The 17,285-nt window shown below is 42.4% G+C and carries 18 protein-coding genes and 1 other annotated feature; of the genes, 5 read left to right on the top strand and 13 right to left on the bottom strand.

Annotation, left to right across the window (positions count from 1 at the left end; genetic code table 11):
* Window positions 1-167 precede the first annotated feature (167 nt).
* The 7 genes from ACXADE_RS05980 to ACXADE_RS05950 all read right to left on the bottom strand — a co-directional run bounded on the left by ACXADE_RS05980 (window position 168) and on the right by ACXADE_RS05950 (window position 8,379).
* Entirely contained in the window at window positions 168-758 is a 591-nt protein-coding gene (locus ACXADE_RS05980; protein WP_474979573.1) for a GNAT family N-acetyltransferase, read from the bottom strand.
* 285 nt (window positions 759-1,043) lie between these two features.
* Window positions 1,044-2,264 carry a putative glycoside hydrolase gene (locus ACXADE_RS05975; RefSeq protein WP_474979572.1) on the bottom strand — a complete coding sequence of 407 codons (1,221 nt, stop codon included), beginning with the start codon at window positions 2,262-2,264 and terminating at the stop codon, window positions 1,044-1,046.
* Window positions 2,265-2,433: 169 nt separating this feature from the next.
* Entirely contained in the window at window positions 2,434-3,372 is a 939-nt protein-coding gene (locus tag ACXADE_RS05970; protein ID WP_474979571.1) for an ABC transporter ATP-binding protein, read from the bottom strand.
* On the bottom strand, window positions 3,369-4,427 hold the full coding sequence (locus tag ACXADE_RS05965) for an ABC transporter ATP-binding protein (protein WP_474979570.1): 1,059 nt from the start codon (window positions 4,425-4,427) through the stop codon (window positions 3,369-3,371). Before ACXADE_RS05965 ends, ACXADE_RS05970 begins: the two co-directional genes overlap by 4 nt.
* Window positions 4,428-4,443: 16 nt before the next feature.
* Window positions 4,444-5,574 carry an oligopeptide ABC transporter permease gene (gene opp3C / locus ACXADE_RS05960; RefSeq protein ID WP_474979569.1) on the bottom strand — a complete coding sequence of 377 codons (1,131 nt, stop codon included), beginning with the start codon at window positions 5,572-5,574 and terminating at the stop codon, window positions 4,444-4,446.
* Window positions 5,575-5,580: 6 nt separating this feature from the next.
* Window positions 5,581-6,507, bottom strand: coding sequence for an oligopeptide ABC transporter permease (opp3b, locus tag ACXADE_RS05955; protein ID WP_474979568.1), 927 nt, complete (start codon window positions 6,505-6,507; stop codon window positions 5,581-5,583).
* Between the two features lie 180 nt (window positions 6,508-6,687).
* A complete protein-coding gene (locus ACXADE_RS05950; RefSeq protein ID WP_474979567.1) occupies window positions 6,688-8,379 on the bottom strand; it encodes a peptide ABC transporter substrate-binding protein in 1,692 nt (563 codons plus the stop codon).
* A gap of 418 nt (window positions 8,380-8,797) precedes the next feature.
* On the opposite strand from ACXADE_RS05950, the gene ACXADE_RS05945 reads away from it, so the two are divergent.
* Both ACXADE_RS05945 and trpS read left to right on the top strand, forming a co-directional pair.
* On the top strand, window positions 8,798-9,160 hold the full coding sequence (locus tag ACXADE_RS05945) for a DUF3899 domain-containing protein (RefSeq protein WP_474982202.1): 363 nt from the start codon (window positions 8,798-8,800) through the stop codon (window positions 9,158-9,160).
* Between the two features lie 54 nt (window positions 9,161-9,214).
* Window positions 9,215-9,413 (top strand) — a binding site (T-box leader).
* A gap of 58 nt (window positions 9,414-9,471) precedes the next feature.
* Complete coding sequence (gene trpS / locus ACXADE_RS05940; protein WP_474979566.1) at window positions 9,472-10,470, top strand: tryptophan--tRNA ligase; 999 nt, start codon at window positions 9,472-9,474, stop codon at window positions 10,468-10,470.
* Window positions 10,471-10,511: 41 nt separating this feature from the next.
* Here the strand turns inward: trpS and ACXADE_RS05935 are convergent, their stop codons facing one another.
* Window positions 10,512-11,273 (bottom strand): DUF3603 family protein, encoded by a 762-nt coding sequence (locus ACXADE_RS05935; protein ID WP_474979565.1) that lies wholly within the window; start codon window positions 11,271-11,273, stop codon window positions 10,512-10,514.
* 90 nt (window positions 11,274-11,363) lie between these two features.
* The gene (locus ACXADE_RS05930; protein WP_474979564.1) at window positions 11,364-11,564 is read right to left on the bottom strand and encodes a YuzI family membrane protein; all 201 of its coding nucleotides are present in this window, start codon (window positions 11,562-11,564) and stop codon (window positions 11,364-11,366) included.
* Between the two features lie 169 nt (window positions 11,565-11,733).
* Here ACXADE_RS05930 and ACXADE_RS05925 point away from each other — a divergent pair, with 169 nt between their 5' ends.
* Window positions 11,734-12,726: an LCP family protein gene (locus ACXADE_RS05925; RefSeq protein WP_474979563.1), complete on the top strand. Its 993-nt coding sequence runs from the start codon at window positions 11,734-11,736 to the stop codon at window positions 12,724-12,726.
* A gap of 38 nt (window positions 12,727-12,764) precedes the next feature.
* Here the strand turns inward: ACXADE_RS05925 and fabF are convergent, their stop codons facing one another.
* Both fabF and ACXADE_RS05915 read right to left on the bottom strand, forming a co-directional pair.
* Window positions 12,765-14,006, bottom strand: a complete 1,242-nt coding sequence (gene fabF, locus ACXADE_RS05920) for a beta-ketoacyl-ACP synthase II (protein ID WP_474979562.1) — start codon at window positions 14,004-14,006, stop codon at window positions 12,765-12,767.
* 18 nt (window positions 14,007-14,024) lie between these two features.
* Window positions 14,025-14,963, bottom strand: a complete 939-nt coding sequence (locus ACXADE_RS05915) for a beta-ketoacyl-ACP synthase III (RefSeq protein ID WP_474979561.1) — start codon at window positions 14,961-14,963, stop codon at window positions 14,025-14,027.
* A 191-nt stretch (window positions 14,964-15,154) separates the two neighbouring features.
* Here ACXADE_RS05915 and ACXADE_RS05910 point away from each other — a divergent pair, with 191 nt between their 5' ends.
* Entirely contained in the window at window positions 15,155-15,331 is a 177-nt protein-coding gene (locus ACXADE_RS05910; protein WP_474979560.1) for a hypothetical protein, read from the top strand.
* 67 nt (window positions 15,332-15,398) lie between these two features.
* On the opposite strand, the gene ACXADE_RS05905 is transcribed toward ACXADE_RS05910, so the two are convergent.
* Both ACXADE_RS05905 and ACXADE_RS05900 read right to left on the bottom strand, forming a co-directional pair.
* Window positions 15,399-16,355, bottom strand: coding sequence for a BMP family ABC transporter substrate-binding protein (locus ACXADE_RS05905; RefSeq protein ID WP_474979559.1), 957 nt, complete (start codon window positions 16,353-16,355; stop codon window positions 15,399-15,401).
* 87 nt (window positions 16,356-16,442) lie between these two features.
* Complete coding sequence (locus ACXADE_RS05900) at window positions 16,443-16,964, bottom strand: hypothetical protein (protein ID WP_474979558.1); 522 nt, start codon at window positions 16,962-16,964, stop codon at window positions 16,443-16,445.
* A 131-nt stretch (window positions 16,965-17,095) separates the two neighbouring features.
* On the opposite strand from ACXADE_RS05900, the gene ACXADE_RS05895 reads away from it, so the two are divergent.
* The gene (locus ACXADE_RS05895; protein ID WP_237417175.1) at window positions 17,096-17,272 is read left to right on the top strand and encodes a YjzD family protein; all 177 of its coding nucleotides are present in this window, start codon (window positions 17,096-17,098) and stop codon (window positions 17,270-17,272) included.
* Window positions 17,273-17,285: the final 13 nt, after the last annotated feature.

Here is a 17,285-nt window from a genome sequence, read left to right as displayed (position 1 = left end):
AAACACGAACATATGTTACAGAAAGCAATTATAATTCGTTTCCGTGTACCTATACCACCATTTTTAATATGTTAAACCCCTTTTTAAAAGAAAATAGACAAAGCAGCCATTTTCAACTAATCCATGTTCATTGAAAATACCCACCTCTAATTGGTGGGTATTGATGATCAATTTTTGGTTTTATCCAGTTCTTTTAAAATGTTTTCAGTATCACGATCTACATCATGGGTAAGGACTTCATCTACAGGCTGATAAGACTTCCCATAGAATTCTTTATCCTTGTACGTATGAATCTCCGTGTACATTTCTTTCATCTGTTCATAAATTTGTTCTTCAGAGGCGTCCTCTGGAGACCAGTAAAGGATTTCCATCTGGTTAAGTTCGTCCGTAACGACAGAACGTCTAGTGTAGCCAATGGATTTTGCATGCTTAAATCCTTCACGCTGATAGAAGCGGAGTCGTGCTTCGGTATCCGAGTCATCATAATCGACAGGTTCCACTTCAAGGATGATCGGCTTGCCTTTCGCTTTCATTTTTTCAATGAGTTTATGACCAAGTCCTTGACCACGCGAAGCAGTGGAAACGTATACATAATCGATAAATAAAAAAGCATCAAACTCCGCGTACATCAGTACGTGATGTTCTCCTTCATCTTTGTAATATACGTTACTCTTTTCTTTCAGTAATGCTTCCATGTGTTCTTTCGATTTCATTTCCTCTACAGGAAAATACTCGTTCAACTTCTCATACCAATTCATTGATCTACTCCCTTATCATTAGTCATGTCTATTATACCGAATAATCCCTGTATTGTTAAATACTATTCCATATACAGGGGCTGCATTTGGCAGCCTATCTAATTTTATAGTGTAGCAGATGACATAAAGATATACTTTCCATATCTATTACCGGTGAGAAAATGTAAATCAACTAATATCCTGATTATAGAAAATCACCAGCTGTTCACAGGCAGAATTAGGCTCAGCTCTCTTCTTTTTAATATGACTATAAAGGTGCGGGATGACACACCCCGCACCTTTACTCTAATTCAATGGTGTATAGTCTACATTTTTCGTGTAATTGTTCCCTGCATTCCAAAGAAGAAATTCATTGATTCCATTTTCATTTAAGGCACGGATTTGATCTTCTACTTCTGCCTTTCCATATTGCTTTGTAGGTCCTGAGTAAAGCCATGGTGCTTCAAAGTCCTGAATCCATGGACGGGATGTCGGACGATTCTCCAAAGCGTCCAGCACCTCATTTTCTACTTTCGCATATTCATTGATCAGTCGATAGGGTTCAGCATCCGGCTTGGATATCCCGAAATAAGGCCCCCAATGACTTGGATAGATCATAGAAGAGATAACATCCACATTCGATGAAATCTTAGAGAAATTCTGACCGATATTCGGTGCTTCCGTGATGGTCGCAGAATATCCGAAAATGTCTACGGATACATCAACTCCGTAATATTCAAGCTCTCCGCGGGCATATTCTACAAAATCTGTAACCGCCTGTACTCGTTTCTGCACGTTATCCATATCCATGTCCTTATATTTCCCCTGCCCATATTCCAGGACATCATCCCGGCTTCCAAAACCTTCAGGGAAACGGACGTAATCATATTGAATTTCTTCAAAACCCATTTCAGCAGCTACTTTTGCAAGCTCTACATTATACTCCCAAACTTCTTCCATAAATGGATTAACAAAAGATTCACCTTTGCCATTCTTCCAAACCTTACCGTTTTCTGTGAAAGATAAATCTGGACGCTTTTCAGCAAGAAGGCTATCCTTAAAAACCACAACACGTGCGATCGGATAGATGCCTTTTTCCTCAAGTTCTTCCAGCATGGCACGGGGATCATCGATAAACCCTTCAGCCACTTCGGCATAAGGCGATCCTTCTTCTGGTTCGAAAGTGATGTTCCCATGGTCTTCTTTAATATCGATGACCATAGCATTCAATTCTGTATCCTCAACAAGCTTTGTAAGCTCGGCCATCTTCGCACCTCCGGCAGATGGACCTGTTACATAGATTCCTCGGACGGCATCCGGATACTCGAATGACAGTCCGGAATTGTAAGTAAATCTTGCAGCAGGACTCGGAACAGCTAATTCCTTCAATCCTGATTTCTTCTTCGTAAGCATTGCTACACCTTTTGATCCTTCTCCTTCTTCTGCCTCTACGTTATGTAATGTACCCATCATTCCGAAAAGGAGAACCCCCGTCAAGATTGTCATCCAAAGTTGTCTTTTCCCCATTGCATCCTACTCCTATCCTAAATTCTTCTAATCTTCATTATAAAAGAGCCAGACGGTTTATAACAGAGGTGCTTGAAAATTTTTCATAAAATTCCTTACAATACATCTATTCTCCTAACCTTATCCTATAAAAAAAGACTCTGTGGACGCACAGAGTCTTTTTTAACAGTTATTCCCCAGTACCATGCTCTCGCTGGTACTGCTCGAATTCTTTGGTCGTACAAAGAACGAAATGTCCTGGACGAACTTCACGGAATTCAGGTTCTTCACTTGTATCATGTTTTGTAGGATCATAAGTGAAACGTTCACGTGAACGCTCATAATCGGGATCCGGAAGTGGAATAGCCGAGAGAAGGGACTGCGTATAAGGATGAATCGGGTGTTTATACAATTCATCAGCATCTGCAAGTTCAACCATTTTCCCGAAGTACATGACTCCGATCCGGTCGCTAATATATTTAACCATGGACAGGTCGTGGGCAATGAACAAATAAGTGAGTCCATTCTCCTCTTGAAGCTTTTTCAAAAGGTTTACTACTTGGGCCTGGATGGATACGTCAAGTGCTGAAATCGGCTCATCCGCGATAATGAAGCTAGGATCAACCGCTAAGGCCCGAGCAATTCCGATTCTTTGACGCTGACCACCACTGAACTCGTGTGGATAACGGTTCGCATGCTCTTTGTTCAAACCAACTGTTTCCAATAACTCCTGGACCTTTTGTTTACGCGCTTTCGCATCTGAAGCAAGACCGTGGATATCCATACCTTCTGCAATGATGTCCTCAACCTTCATACGAGGGTTCAAAGAGGCATAGGGATCCTGGAAGATCATTTGCATTTCACGGTTGAATTTCTTAAGATCTTCCCGTGATTTTTTACCATGGACGTTCTCCCCATCAAAGATGACCTCTCCATCTGTTGCATCATACAACCGGATGATGGTACGTCCGGTTGTGGACTTCCCACAACCAGATTCTCCTACCAATCCGAAGGTTTCCCCTTTATAAATATCAAAGTTCAAACCATCGACCGCTTTTACGACACTATGTCGGCCTGTTTTAAAATGTTGTTTTAAATTCTTAATTTCCACTAATTTATCTTGACTCATATACGTTCACCTTCCGAACTGCCGGATGACTTAGCCATACCTTCCATCCGCTTCTTAACTGCTGCTGGTGGTTCAACTTTTGGTGCGTTCTCATGAAGCAGCCACGTAGCAGCATAGTGTGATTCGCTCACTTTAAACATTGGAGGATCCTGCTCGAAATCAATCTTCATAGCGTATTGGTTACGTGCAGCAAAAGCATCCCCCTTAGGAGGGTCCAACAAATCTGGCGGTGTACCAGGAATTGCAAACAACTCTTCATCAGAACTATCAAGAGAAGGCATGGATCCTAGTAATCCCCAAGTGTAAGGGTGCTGCGGATTGTAGAAAATATCATCCACTGTCCCTACTTCTACGATCTTACCTGCATACATAACAGCCACACGGTCCGCAACGTTCGCTACAACCCCAAGATCGTGGGTGATGAAGATGGTTGCAGAGTCTGTTTTCTTCTGAATATCCTTCATCAGTTCAAGGATTTGAGCCTGAATGGTTACATCCAAAGCCGTTGTAGGTTCATCGGCAATTAATAATTTCGGATTACAAGCCAGAGCAATGGCGACAACAACACGTTGTCTCATTCCGCCAGAGAACTGGTGTGGATACTGTTTCATACGGTTCTCCGCATCTGGGATACCGACAAGTTCCAACAGCTCCACTACACGCTTACGTGCTTGAGGTTTGCTCATCTTCTGGTGCTTGATCAAACCTTCCATGATCTGGTTGCCGACTTTCATAGTCGGGTTTAAAGAAGTCATCGGATCCTGGAAGATCATAGAGATCTCTTTACCACGGATTTTTTGCATCTGCTTTTCATTCATTTGAGCCAGGTCGCGACCTTCAAAAAGGATTTCTCCTTCCTTAATCCTGCCTGGCGGCTTTGGAATCAAGTGCATGAGAGCTTTTGTTGTAACAGATTTACCGGAACCTGACTCTCCTACAATTGCCAGAGTTTCTCCTTTTTTTACATCAAAGTTTACGCCGCGTACAGCTTTGACTTCACCACCGTAGGTGTCGAAGGAGACGTGCAAGTTTTTAACATCTAGTAGTTTTTCCATTTTGTACACCTACCTCCTATTCGCGCATCTTCGGATCGAATGCATCTCGAAGACCATCAGCTAAGACGTTAAAGGCAATCATGATTAGAGAGATTATAATTGCCGGGAATAATAGAATGTGTGGATAAATCTGCAAGGATTGGAATCCTGCATTGATCAATGTACCAAGAGAAGCCATCGGTGTTGGAAGCCCAAGCCCGATAAAGCTTAAAGATGCTTCAAAGAAAATCGCTGCCGGAATGGAGAACATCGTATTAATGATAATCAATCCCAGTGTGTTTGGAATCAGATGTCTTTGCAAAATACGACTATCCTTCGCACCTAATGTGCGGGAAGCCAGTACAAATTCCTGGTTTTTCAGCTTTAAGATTTGTCCTCGCACGATCCTGGCCATTCCTATCCAACCTGATATAGCAAGAGCTATGGTTATAGACATGATTCCAGGTTCTAGTATTAGGATCATCAATATAATCAAAACCAAGTTCGGAATACCTACAAGAATTTCAATGAAACGCTGCATATAGTTATCAACTCGGCCACCATAATAGGCTGAAATCCCGCCATATGCTACACCAATGACCATGTCAATGGCAGCTGCTAAAAAGGCGATATAAAGAGATACACGCGTTCCCATCCATGTACGGGTCCACTGGTCACGGCCCAGACCATCTGTACCGAACCAGAAGTTTTCCTGCATATCTTTAGCTGCGTACACATCGTATGTTGCTCGAACTTCAGCTGGTTCTCCATTGGAACCGTCGTTTAATACCTCTGTTGTGATAAATTCTTCCTGATTGTTAAATCGCATCAACGCTTTATTTTCTGCATCTTCCAACGTGCCGGCAGACTGGACATCAGAAAGCGTCCCATCCATTCCAAGCCAGCCTAAGGCTTCAATCTTAGGAGGCATTTTCGCACGAGAAAGGTCTTGTTCATACTGTCCATAATCGTTCATATATGGACCAAAGGCAGCCATTAAACCTAAAACAATTAAAATAGCAAGCCCAATCATTGCGCCAATGTTTTTCCGTAGACGGATAAAGGAATCCTGCCAGAAGGAAAGGCTTGGCCGCGACATCTTCTCTATTTCTGTCTCTTTAGTTTCTACGGGCACAAATAAGTCTTTTGATGGTTTGTGGTTATCCATAGTTGATTACTCTCCTTCCGCCAGTCGAATTCTAGGATCAATGACTCCATATAGCAAGTCGATGACCAAGATGATGAAAATGAAAAGGAAAGCAAGTAAAAGAGTCGTTCCCATAATGATTGGGTAATCATTCATATTAATCGCCTTGACGAACTGCTCACCTATTCCTGGTACAGCAAAAATGTTCTCAATTACAAGAGTACCAGTCATCAACGATATAGCCAGCGGCCCCAACACTGTAATTAATGGTATTAAGGCGTTTCTTAAACCGTGTTTGAATACGACGCCGACCTTGTTCACGCCTTTGGCACGGGCGGTCACAATATAATCAGACCCCATTACCTCAAGCATTTCTGTTCTCATAAAACGAGCAGCAATTGCAATTGGGAAGATGGCCAACGATACAGTTGGTAGTACGGTATATTCCCAGCCTTCCCACAAGGCAACTGGCAGCCAGCCGAATTTAACACCAATGTAGAACTGGAGTAGACCTGCAAAAACAAATGATGGAATTGACTGTCCTAACACTGCAAGGAATGTCGATGTATAGTCCAACGGACCATTATGATAAATCGCAGACACTAATCCTAATAACATCCCGATAATTGTACCTATTAACATAGCTTGGAATCCAAGCTGCATGGAAGGTCCGATACGCTCCATAATGATATTCGTAACTTCACGATTATCGAACTGGAATGAAATGCCTAAATCACCTTGCGTCAAATTGACCATGTAATTGAAATACTGAACTGGAACCGGATCATTCAATCCGTATTTTTCTAATACTACCGCCTGTTGTTCATCTGATAATTTATCTGCAGCACTTAGGGGAGTACCTGGTAAAAACTTCATCAGGAAGAACGTTAAGGTAGCAATTAAGAGCATCGTTATAACCATATAGATCAGTCGTTGGATAATATAACGAGTCATATGAACACCTCCGAATGTGTAAACCTACTATACTTACTTTTCTTGTTGTAATTGACAGAAATTTTTCTATACTCTGAATAATTAGTTGGCAGGGAAAAAGAGAGCATACGCCAACACGTTGGACATATACTCTCTTCCCTGTAAAGCAAGCCTATATGTGGTTGGAAATTGTCAGGTCAATTATTTACCTTCAATATAAGCATACTTGTAAGTGAAATCAGGACCCATTGGTTGAGTGATTACACCTTTAACATAAGGCTTCCAAAGTCTTGCTGTCGCACGTTGGTAAAGCGGAGCAAGAACAGCATCTTCTTGGATTAGAAGTTTTTCAGCTTCCAAGAACGTTTCGAAACGCTCTACTGGCTCTTGAGCTAGCTCTGTATTTGCTTTTTCAATTAGACCATCATACGCTTCAGAAGCGTAGCCAGTCTTGTTGTTTCCACCGTCTGTAATGAACATGTTCAAGAACGTGTTCGGATCGATGTAGTCAGGACCCCAACCGGAGTTCTGGATGTCATATTCCATGTTTTCATCACGCTGAAGGCGCTCTTTGAAAGGTACAGATTGTACTTTCACGCTCAATCCTTCAAGCTGTTCAAGCTGATCCTTGATATAAGCGTCTAGGTTCATAGCCACTTCACTGTCTCCACCTAGGTACCCTAGCTCTACAGTGTCCATACCAAGTTCTTCTTTAGCAGTAGCCCAAAGTTCTTGAGCTTTTTCAACGTTCATTTCAACAAGATCGCCGTTAAGCTCACGGAAATCTTCCTCAGTTTCAGGATGTTTCGTAAAGTTCTGTGGAACGTGTCCGACTGCAGGAATTGATCCGTTGTTTAGAATAACATCAACCATAGACTGACGGTCGATGACCATTTGGATCGCTTTACGTGCATTCACGTTACCCAATACTTCGTTCTCCTGGTTCATCTTCAAGTAGAACAATACAGGCTCTTCTTCTACAACAAACTCATCAGAAGTACGGTATTGGTCTACGAACTCAGCTGAAAGACCAGCACGATCGATTTCACCAGTGTCATAAAGGTTTACTGCTGTAGATGTTTCTTTAACAACGTTAACGTTGATTGTATCAAGCTTTACGTTTTCTGCATCCCAGTAATCTTCGTTCTTTTCAAGCGTCCAGCCTTCACCATGGTTCCATTCTGTAATCTTGAATGGTCCGTTGGAAAGAAGTGTGTCTGCTTCAAGCGCGTATTGATCACCGTGCTCTTCAACGAAAGCCTGGTTCAACGGTAGGAATGTACCGAAAGTAGTCAAAGATTCGAAATATGGAACTGGCTTTTCTAGCTCGACAACTAGTGTATAGTCGCCGTCAGCAGAAACACCCAGCTCTTCAACAGGTGCATCGCCATCTACAACAGCCTGTGCGTTTTTAATAACGCCCGCCATCATGTAAGGACCATACTCAGATCCAGTGTCAGGGTTTACAGCACGCTGCCATGCGTAAACGAAATCGTTAGCTGTAACAGGGTCGCCGTTTGACCAAACAGCGTCCTCACGAAGGTTGAACGTCCATGTAAGTCCGTCTTCACTAACTTCGTGATCTTTAGCAATACCAGGTTCAGGTTGTGCGTTCTCACCTAGACGGTAAAGACCATCCGTTGTAGAACCTAACCATTGGAATGCTACAGCATCAGTTGCTAGAGATGCATCCATTGTTGGAATCTCTGCAGAGTCTGTAATGTTAAGTACTTGTTCGCTATCTCCTGAAGGTTCTTCTGTATCAGAAGAATCTGATGAGTCCCCACCAGCATCATCTGAGGAACTTGATGAATCGTCCCCGCCAGAACATGCTACAAGGAACATGCTTAGTACTAGTGCAAGTACTAGCAGTAACCAATTTGTCTTTTTCATGATCGAAAATGACCTCCCCTAAAAATTTTCTAAAAATTTGTTGTGGTATGTTGTCCACATATCGAATTATACAAGTTTTCTAACTATTTTGCATTACCTTTTTTTTCGAAAACCCACAGGATTCCCATCATTATTACGTTTCAGTAACACAAAATGAGACTAATTACCCAGTTTATTTTACATTTTTTTAGACAAAAACTTATTATTTATAAGCTCATATGCATAAAAAATAGGTATGGGATTTTAAAAGATTGTTATTTATCACGGTTATACGTTAAAGCGTTTGTATAGGTCATTCAATATTTTGCCAAGGTTGAATTTTCAGTTTATTTATTGTATTTACGGTGCCTTCACACTTGCTAACCATGCTATAATATAAGTCGAGTTTGTATGAAAGGTGGAAATTGATGTGGCCATTATGAAAAATAAATGGTTGATGTTCGGCTTTAACATTCTGATCGTCACGCTTCTTTTTATTATTCTTGCTCCTGTTTATGATTTATTCCATTATATTAACCAACTTTTCTATATCGCTTACTTCTATTTATTCATCGGCATTATTAGCTGGGTGGTGCGTGGGGGTTTTTTTGATGGAATTACTTACGGGTTCCGACGGTTTGCCAACCGGATGTCAAGACAAAGAGATTATTTGGATGACTGGAAGGAGAAACCCCTCCCCTCCCAGACCATTCATCAGTCGTTCCCTAAGTTCTTTCTATTCCACGGCACTTTACTGGGCATCAGCCTACTGGCATTACTATTCTTTTATTATTCCGGGTAATGCACTTGCATCTATGGAAAGGATCCGATATAATACTGTCTTACTAACATAGTGCGAAAAGCGAAGATGAAGGATAAGTACATTCAATGGAATCTTTTCAGAGAGGCTGTGGTCGGTGAAAACAGTCAAGAACCTTGAATGGAATTGGGCCTTTCGGAGCTTCAAACGACGTAAATCGGCGTTAACGATGATAAGATGACTTCTGATAGATCAGAAGTAATTAGGGTGGCACCGCGGATCATTCGTCCCTTCCATAATGGAAGAGATGGATGATCTTTTTTATTTTTAAAAATTTTACAGAGGTGATCAAAATGACAAAAACCATTTTTTCAGGGATTCAACCTAGTGGCACGTTGACACTTGGCAATTATATCGGAGCCATGAAGCACTTTACCGATCTACAGGATGAAAACAACTGTTATTTCTGTATTGTTGACGAGCACGCGATTACTGTACCTCAAGAACGACTGAAATTAAGAGATAACATTCGTTCATTAGCGGCCTTGTATTTAGCTTCGGGCATCGATCCTGAAAAAGCGACACTTTTTATCCAATCTGAAGTTCCTGCCCATACGCAGTTGGGGTGGATGTTGCAATGTGTGAGCTACATTGGGGAACTAGAGCGTATGACTCAATTCAAGGACAAATCTCTAGGTGGAAAAGAAGGCGTATCTTCGGGTCTTCTTACTTATCCTCCATTGATGGCTGCCGACATTCTTCTATATAAAACGGATATCGTTCCCGTTGGAGATGACCAGAAGCAACACTTGGAGCTAACGAGAAATTTAGCTCAACGTTTCAACAATAAGTTCAACGACATCTTTACAGTTCCAGAAGTGAGCATTCCTAAAGAAGGCGCACGCATCATGTCTCTTCAGGACCCCACTAAAAAAATGAGCAAGTCAGATGAGAACCAAAAAGCATATATTTCTATGCTCGATGATGAGAATAAGATTTTGAAGAAGGTTAAAAGTGCTGTCACAGATTCCGACGGGGTTGTGAAATTTGATAAAGAAAACAAACCTGGAGTCTCCAACCTGCTAACGATTGAGTCGGCCTGTTCAGGTGTATCTATTGAAGAGTTAGAACAGAAATACGAAGGAAAAGGGTATGGTGACTTTAAAGTAGGAGTTGCCGAATCAGTCATTGCTGTCTTGAAGCCGATTCAGGAGCGTTACGAAACATTGATTCATTCTGAGGAACTGGATGAAATCCTGGATGCCGGTGCAGATAAAGCTTCCTATGAAGCGAGCAAAATGATTCGTAAAGCTAAGAAAGCAATGGGGCTTGGCCGAGTCAAAAAGAAATAATAAAAGCGGACGTACAAAAAAAGCCAGAATTGAGTGGTTCCTCAATTCTGGCTTTTCATATGTTGTGAGACGCCTTCCTGTTCTCCGTGCCAAATGGTTTCGAAGAAGGGTTGTCCTTTAACCATCTTCTTACAAAGCTCTTCATGCGAGTTCGACCATCCATTACAAGTTCCTTCAAACAAACGATCCCAGGCTTCTTCGTTTGAAAACTGTTTGATAGTCGGATATTGTGCTGGATTCCATTCCGTCAACCAATAGCGGATCTCTTCTGGGTGATCGGACTGCTTTAATTGATCGAGTGCCATCATCAGAAGTTGCTTCAATTGCCGCTCCCTGCGTGTCAATCCTGACATTTTCGTCGGATCGAGGGATAGGATATGGTGTTCTTTTGAAACTCTTTCTTCTATTAAATAGTTTTCGGGTACTTTGCCCTGTACCATTTCAAATACAAGACGTTCCTGCCTCGGAATCAACCGGCTTTTCTTGACCGGAAGTGTATAGCCGATCGTATCAAATACGAGGACATCCCTTCCATTAGTTACAACCGCTGCATATTCCACCGTATGACGTTCCTGGTTTTTCTTCATGTACGTTTTGCGGTGCACATCTTGAAGTAGCGCCGCAGGTAAATCCTGCAGGTCATTTTCTATAAACTGAAACAAATCATCCTGGATATACAATAGTGGAATTTGATCAATCAATTCAATTCCATCCTCTTTGCGCCATTCATGAAAACGACAGACGTTATACCCATTCTCTTCACCTTCAAACCAGTTCACCCACAGATCATGCATGTATAACATTTCGCACCCTCACTTTCACTCGGTGATCTCTTTTGGTTACATTATGACCAATGCTGGCTTTTTTATTCTTTGAATCCATATTTTAGAAAATTATTCTTCCATAAGGAGCAAGGCTGTCGTGATCAAGAGCAAACCTACAGGAAAGAGGTAGCATTCCACTCGTGTACGGATCAGGATAAAAAACTCAACCCAGCTTAACCCTGCAGGAACGAGATTTAAATACGTAATGGTGACTGTCCCCCCTGCTACAGCAAGGCCGAAACCTGTCAATAGAAGCATCCAATGCCACATAACTTCATCCCCTCCGGCTCGTCCTCCTACTGCTATCTTATGAAAGGAATTGCTTCCTCATGCGGTGAATTGCCTTTAAATCCTAGTCTTTACTTCATTGGCAATAAAAGGTACATTAAATATCAGATGCACGTTAGGAATCGTGAACCACTTTGAAAGGATGATCACTTTGTCAAAATCAAGGTCCTTGCGTAAACGCAATAAAAAAAGGCGCAAACGCAAGCTGTTTATTGGTATATATGCCTTTATTTTTCTTCTCATCATCGGATACTCAGGGTATGAATATCTGGCAGGTAAACACCAGTCTATGAACCAACAGGCCTCAGCTGCTGAAAGTATCGAACAGATGGATACGGTTGAAAGTCAATGGAAAGAAGATTTTAAAGGAATTGATAATGGAGACGGAATTATGAATGTCCTCCTGCTGGGTGTCGACCAAAGAGGTTCTGAGATATCCAGAACGGACACAATCATGCTGGCTCAATATGACCCTGAACTAAATGAAGCTAACATCGTTTCTTTAATGAGAGACCTTTATGTCGACATCCCTGGTCATGGATACAATAAGCTGAATGCAGCTTTTGCCCTGGGCGGACCAGAACTGCTTCGTGAGACTATACAGAAGAATTTAGGAATTGAAGCAGAATATTATTCCATCGTAGATTTTCGAGGTTTCACACAAATTGTAGATACATTGTCTCCTGACGGTTTGACTGTGGATGTAGAAAAAGACATGGAGTACCAATCTGGTGATGGGACGACTGCGATAGATTTGAAAGCAGGTACGCAGACCATGGACGGGGAAGAACTTCTTGGGTATGTAAGATTCAGAAGTGATGCGCGTGGGGATTTTGCCAGAGTAGAAAGGCAGCAGAAAGTCATTCAACTTTTGAAGGAAGAATTTCTATCGGTCCAGGGTGTCCTGAAAGCACCCCGAATGGTAGGAAATATTCAACCCTATGTAGACACGAACATTGAAGGAAGGGATATGATGAAGGTTGGGAAAGACCTCCTCCTTAATCCAGTAGAGTCGCTGGACATGCTCACTATTCCCACGTCAGATAATGTATGGGATGAACGTAAACCGTATCCTATCGGTCTCGTACTGAATCACGATGAGGAAGTTACGAAACAGACGGTTCAACAGTTCTTGCAACCATAAGAAAAGCCGGATGTCTTAAAAGACATCCGGCTTTTTTATTACTCTTCGTATTTTTGAAAGATTAGACTTGCATTGTGTCCACCAAATCCAAGAGAGTTACTCATAACAGCATTTACCTTTTGTTTACGAGCTTCATTTGGTACATAGTCAAGATCGCACTCCGGATCTGGAGTTTCGTAATTGATCGTTGGCGGTAGAACTCCATCATTGATGGCTTTCAATGAAATGACTGCCTCAACAGCACCAGCTGCCCCCAACAGGTGACCGGTCATGGATTTCGTTGAAGATATCGCCAATTTATTGGCATGGTCTTGGAAAACCGTCTTTGCTGCATGAGTTTCGAATTTATCATTCAGTTCAGTCGAGGTTCCATGAGCATTTAAATAGTCAATGTCTTCAGGTTTCATTCCGGCATCATCGATGGCTTGTCTCATAGCTCGGGCCGCCCCGTCCCCTTCTGGTGCCGGGGAAGTGATATGATACGCATCTCCTGTTGAACCATACCCTTTCAATTCTCCATAAATTTTTGCTCCGCGTTTTTTCGCAGATTCCAGAGTCTCCAGGATCAGGATCCCAGCACCTTCTCCCATGACAAAACCATCACGGTTCTTATCAAATGGGCGGCTCGCTGTTTGCGGATCCTCATTCAAGGACAACGCACGTGCAGCGGCGAAGCCTGCAAATGACATTTTGTTCATTGGTGCCTCCGTTCCACCGGCAATCATAATATCTGCATCTCCACGTTGAATAACTTTGAAAGCATCACCGATAGAGTTCGCTCCTGATGAACATGCAGTAACGGTACAAGAGTTGATTCCTTTGGCTCCCAATGCGATGGATACTTGACCTGCTGCCATATCCGGAATCATCATCGGAATGAAAAACGGACTGACCCGGCGATACCCTTTTTCCTGGAAAGTTTCGAATTGAGACTCATAGGTTCCCATTCCCCCAATACCTGAACCGATCCATACGCCTGTTCGGTGAGCGACATCATCAGTGATTTCAAGGTTTGCATCTTCTACGGCCATATGGGAAGCGACCATCGCATATTGAACGAACGGATCCATGCGTCTTGCATCTTTGCGATCCACGTAATCCGAAGGGTCGAAGTCTTTAAGCTCTGCTGCCACATGGACAGGGTAATCCTCTTTATTAACTTTCGTGATCTCCCCTACTCCTGAAACTCCATTTTGTATATTGTTCCACATTTCTTCTACTGAATTACCGACAGGAGTCACAGCCCCCATGCCGGTAATGACAACACGATGTTTATCCATCATTTCATTCCTCCTTGGTTACTTACCCCATCGAAGGGCAACGGCTCCCCATGTGAGCCCGCCGCCGAATCCGACAAGGACGACTAAATCATTATCTTTGATTTTACCTGCCTTCACGTCTTCTGACAAAGCAATAGGAATAGATGCTGAAGAAGTATTGCCATACCGCTTGACCTGTGTAGACATTTTTTCTTCTGGAATTCCTAATCGTTGTCTGGCAGCTTCCATGATTCTTATATTCGCCTGGTGTGGCACTAAATAGTCAACATCCTGTTCACTGAGGCCAATTTTCTTAATGACGTTGACCGATGACTCCGGCATTTGACGAACGGCGAACTTAAAGACTTCCCTGCCGTTCATGAATAATTTATCTTCAGGGTTTTGATACAAGTGCGGTCCACCCGTACCATCAGCTCCTAGTTCAAAGGAAAGAATACCTTTGTCTTCATCTACTGGTCCGATAACTGCTGCACCAGCTCCGTCACCAAAGAGGACGCAGGTGTTCCGGTCTGTCCAGTCAGTAATCTTAGAAAGTTTCTCTACACCTACCACAAGAACATTTTTATAAGCATTGGTTTCAATGAACTGTTTAGCTGTAATGACCCCATACATGAATCCCGCACAGGCTGCACTCAGATCCATAGCGGCCACTTTGTTTGCGCCGAGACGGTGTTGAAGCATTGTTGCAACCGATGGAAATGGTTTGTCCGGAGTTACAGTAGCGACAAGGATCATATCAAGGTCTTCTGCTTTCATATCCGCATCTTTCAAAGCCTCTTCAGCCGCGCGAAAAGCTAAGTCTGACGTATCCATATCGTCAGAAGCTATCCGGCGCTCTTCGATTCCAGTCCGGGTCCGGATCCATTCATCACTCGTTTCCACCATTTGCTCCAAATCCTTATTAGTCAGCACTTTTTCCGGCGCGTAATGTCCAACGCCTAAGAATCCTGCGTTCATATATTCATCCCCTTAAAGGTAATATCTAATATCAATTCTTATGACTTGGTACTAATTTTAATTCATCTTCACTTAATCTGCAAGTTTTCACGTTCTAATATTCACCTTGTCCTTCTTTTTAAAATCTGTTGCACCTGCCTACAAAGGAATGGGGGTTTCTACATAAGTTGTAACAGAGGAGGTGTGCTTGTATGGGCAAACGAAATTCTTCCCCATTTGATGATTTTTGGGGATTCAGTAAACAAGAAGAAAGGGAAACGGAGAAAGATTCACAACCGAAACTCAATGACCTCTTCCAAGAGGCAACGAAAACATGGAAGTCCATGTCTCCAATGATTAAGCCGATGTTTGATAAATTCAAAAAATAAATTCAAGGCTCTCCTTCCTGTAAAAAAAGTGTGCTTACAAAAAAACCTCTGTAGCTGTCCAACAGCATCAGAGGTCTTTTTCAGGGAGCTTCCCTGTATTTTCATAGTTTTCCACGGCTTCATTCATCTTCTTCCGAAAATCAGCTGGAATACTCGGGCTGTACTCCCCCATTTCTATAGCACCTTCCTGAAAATCGAACGTCAGCATGGCCCCCGGAAGATCATCTTCCATGTATCGTTCCATGGCAAGCATGTAGACGGCGTCCACTTTTTGCACAGTACTCGTGAGTACTGTATTAGTTGCTAATGCGGATTGATCTTTTACATAGCCAATGGCATAATTGCCATCGTTTTGAGCCTGTTCAATGACTGCAACATTAAAAACGTCCCCAGCTGGATAAAACACGTCTGCCCCTTTTTCACTCATCGTTTCATAAAACATGAGGGCCATTTCTGTGTTTTCCCAACTGTTGGTTAACGAAATATCTACCTCTGCCCCAGGGTTCTGGTGGATCACTCCCTCGTAAAACCCTTCTACTTCCGGCTGCCATTCAAAAGCACCTATAAGTCCGACACGATCCGTTTCTGTCATTTCCCCTGCTACCATTCCAGCGAAAAAGCCCATCGCCTGGGCATCAAAGTTCAGACTTGTTACATTATCCGCTGAAAACTGGCCGTTAAAATATATAAATTCAATTTCAGGGTATACGCTGTGTAGTTCTTTAAAATGGTTCCCGTACAGGCTGCTATGGCCAAAGATGACATCCACTCCTTTTGCAGCAAGCTCATCTACGGCTTCTACGGTATGGTTATATGTTCGTATGCCTTCTTTAAAGTAAATGTCTACTCCATATTCATTCTGTATAGCCTGCAATCCTTTGTATCCCTGCTGCCCCCACGCTTTATCATGGATCGTCGTTTCGACGAGCATACCGACTTTGGTCTCTTCCTCGTAATCCGGCAGACCATTACATGCGACAAGAAGAAATAAAAGAAAGAGGATCATGATGGACTGTATTTTCACATTCAAGCACCCCTAAATACCTACTTATATCCTCTCCCTATTCTACATTTTTTTCATCATAAAAGTAAATGACGACATGATTCTCCCTTACCTATTGTTTAAAAGCTGTTCGCAACGCCACAAGGCTTCTACTCTATCCCGGATGACAGCTTCATCTTCCGAACGTTTTTCGAGCGTAAACCGATCGTTGGTAAGAAACCTTCTTAAAAATGCCTTCATGAAATGTCCGACATAAACCGGCTCATGCTCAATCACCCACTTCAGCATATCTTTTTTTTCAGTAACCCCCGTCTGGTTTATATTCATCCATTCCCCATACAGGAGAGGAAGCTCAATCCATTCCTTTTCTTCCTCTCCCTGCCTTAGGAGCAACCCTCCATCGACAAGGTCTATCTCCCACTCATCATTCATTTGCTGGATATGGTTTTCTTTATCATTCCTTTGAAAGAAATGCTGGAAATTGCTATTTCTACCAACATACATATATAAGAGATCACTCTTAGAATCCTGAATAGGATCTATGCCGATGACTTCGATCCCTTCCTGAAGAAGAGTGGAGGTAATATGAAATCCTATCCAATGAAAACAGGGGTTAACGGTTACCATCATAGGCTACCCTCCTCGTACTAATCTTCCTACATCTTATTCAATAGGGAAGATAAACATGAAGCGATTTCATATTTCCTTTTGCTTTACTCTCTGATAAGATAAGAATAGATTGTGTATAAATGAGGTGAATAATGATGCGGATGATTTGGACAATCATTTGGGCTTTTCTATTGAGCTTCATGTCCGCTTATGTAGTCAGCAACATGGCTGGGAGCAGCTTCGCTTTCTCTCAGGTCATCATTATGACAATTCTCTTCACTCTGGCTGCTGTTGTTCTAGGGGAAGGAATTATCAAAGAAGAAGCATAAGCCGAACTCAAAC

This window comes from Halobacillus sp. ABR2_026 (genome assembly GCF_056158545.1).
The sequence above is the reverse complement of the archived record's forward strand: the minus strand, read 5'-3'. Positions and strand labels throughout refer to the sequence as shown.

Bases quoted from the DNA above. Each gene is read 5' to 3' on its own strand.
- ACXADE_RS05945 (WP_474982202.1), top strand. From the start codon at position 8,798: ATGAAAAATAAATGGTTGATGTTCGGCTTTAACATTCTGATCGTCACG.
- ACXADE_RS05950 (WP_474979567.1), bottom strand. From the start codon at position 8,379: ATGAAAAAGACAAATTGGTTACTGCTAGTACTTGCACTAGTACTAAGC.
- ACXADE_RS05935 (WP_474979565.1), bottom strand. From the start codon at position 11,273: ATGTTATACATGCATGATCTGTGGGTGAACTGGTTTGAAGGTGAAGAG.
- trpS (WP_474979566.1), top strand. From the start codon at position 9,472: ATGACAAAAACCATTTTTTCAGGGATTCAACCTAGTGGCACGTTGACA.
- ACXADE_RS05975 (WP_474979572.1), bottom strand. From the start codon at position 2,264: ATGGGGAAAAGACAACTTTGGATGACAATCTTGACGGGGGTTCTCCTT.
- ACXADE_RS05910 (WP_474979560.1), top strand. From the start codon at position 15,155: ATGGGCAAACGAAATTCTTCCCCATTTGATGATTTTTGGGGATTCAGT.
- fabF (WP_474979562.1), bottom strand. From the start codon at position 14,006: ATGGATAAACATCGTGTTGTCATTACCGGCATGGGGGCTGTGACTCCT.
- ACXADE_RS05895 (WP_237417175.1), top strand. From the start codon at position 17,096: ATGATGCGGATGATTTGGACAATCATTTGGGCTTTTCTATTGAGCTTC.
- ACXADE_RS05915 (WP_474979561.1), bottom strand. From the start codon at position 14,963: ATGAACGCAGGATTCTTAGGCGTTGGACATTACGCGCCGGAAAAAGTG.
- ACXADE_RS05970 (WP_474979571.1), bottom strand. From the start codon at position 3,372: ATGAGTCAAGATAAATTAGTGGAAATTAAGAATTTAAAACAACATTTT.
- ACXADE_RS05965 (WP_474979570.1), bottom strand. From the start codon at position 4,427: ATGGAAAAACTACTAGATGTTAAAAACTTGCACGTCTCCTTCGACACC.
- ACXADE_RS05930 (WP_474979564.1), bottom strand. From the start codon at position 11,564: ATGTGGCATTGGATGCTTCTATTGACAGGTTTCGGCCTTGCTGTAGCA.
- opp3b (WP_474979568.1), bottom strand. From the start codon at position 6,507: ATGACTCGTTATATTATCCAACGACTGATCTATATGGTTATAACGATG.
- ACXADE_RS05980 (WP_474979573.1), bottom strand. From the start codon at position 758: ATGAATTGGTATGAGAAGTTGAACGAGTATTTTCCTGTAGAGGAAATG.
- opp3C (WP_474979569.1), bottom strand. From the start codon at position 5,574: ATGGATAACCACAAACCATCAAAAGACTTATTTGTGCCCGTAGAAACT.
- ACXADE_RS05900 (WP_474979558.1), bottom strand. From the start codon at position 16,964: ATGATGGTAACCGTTAACCCCTGTTTTCATTGGATAGGATTTCATATT.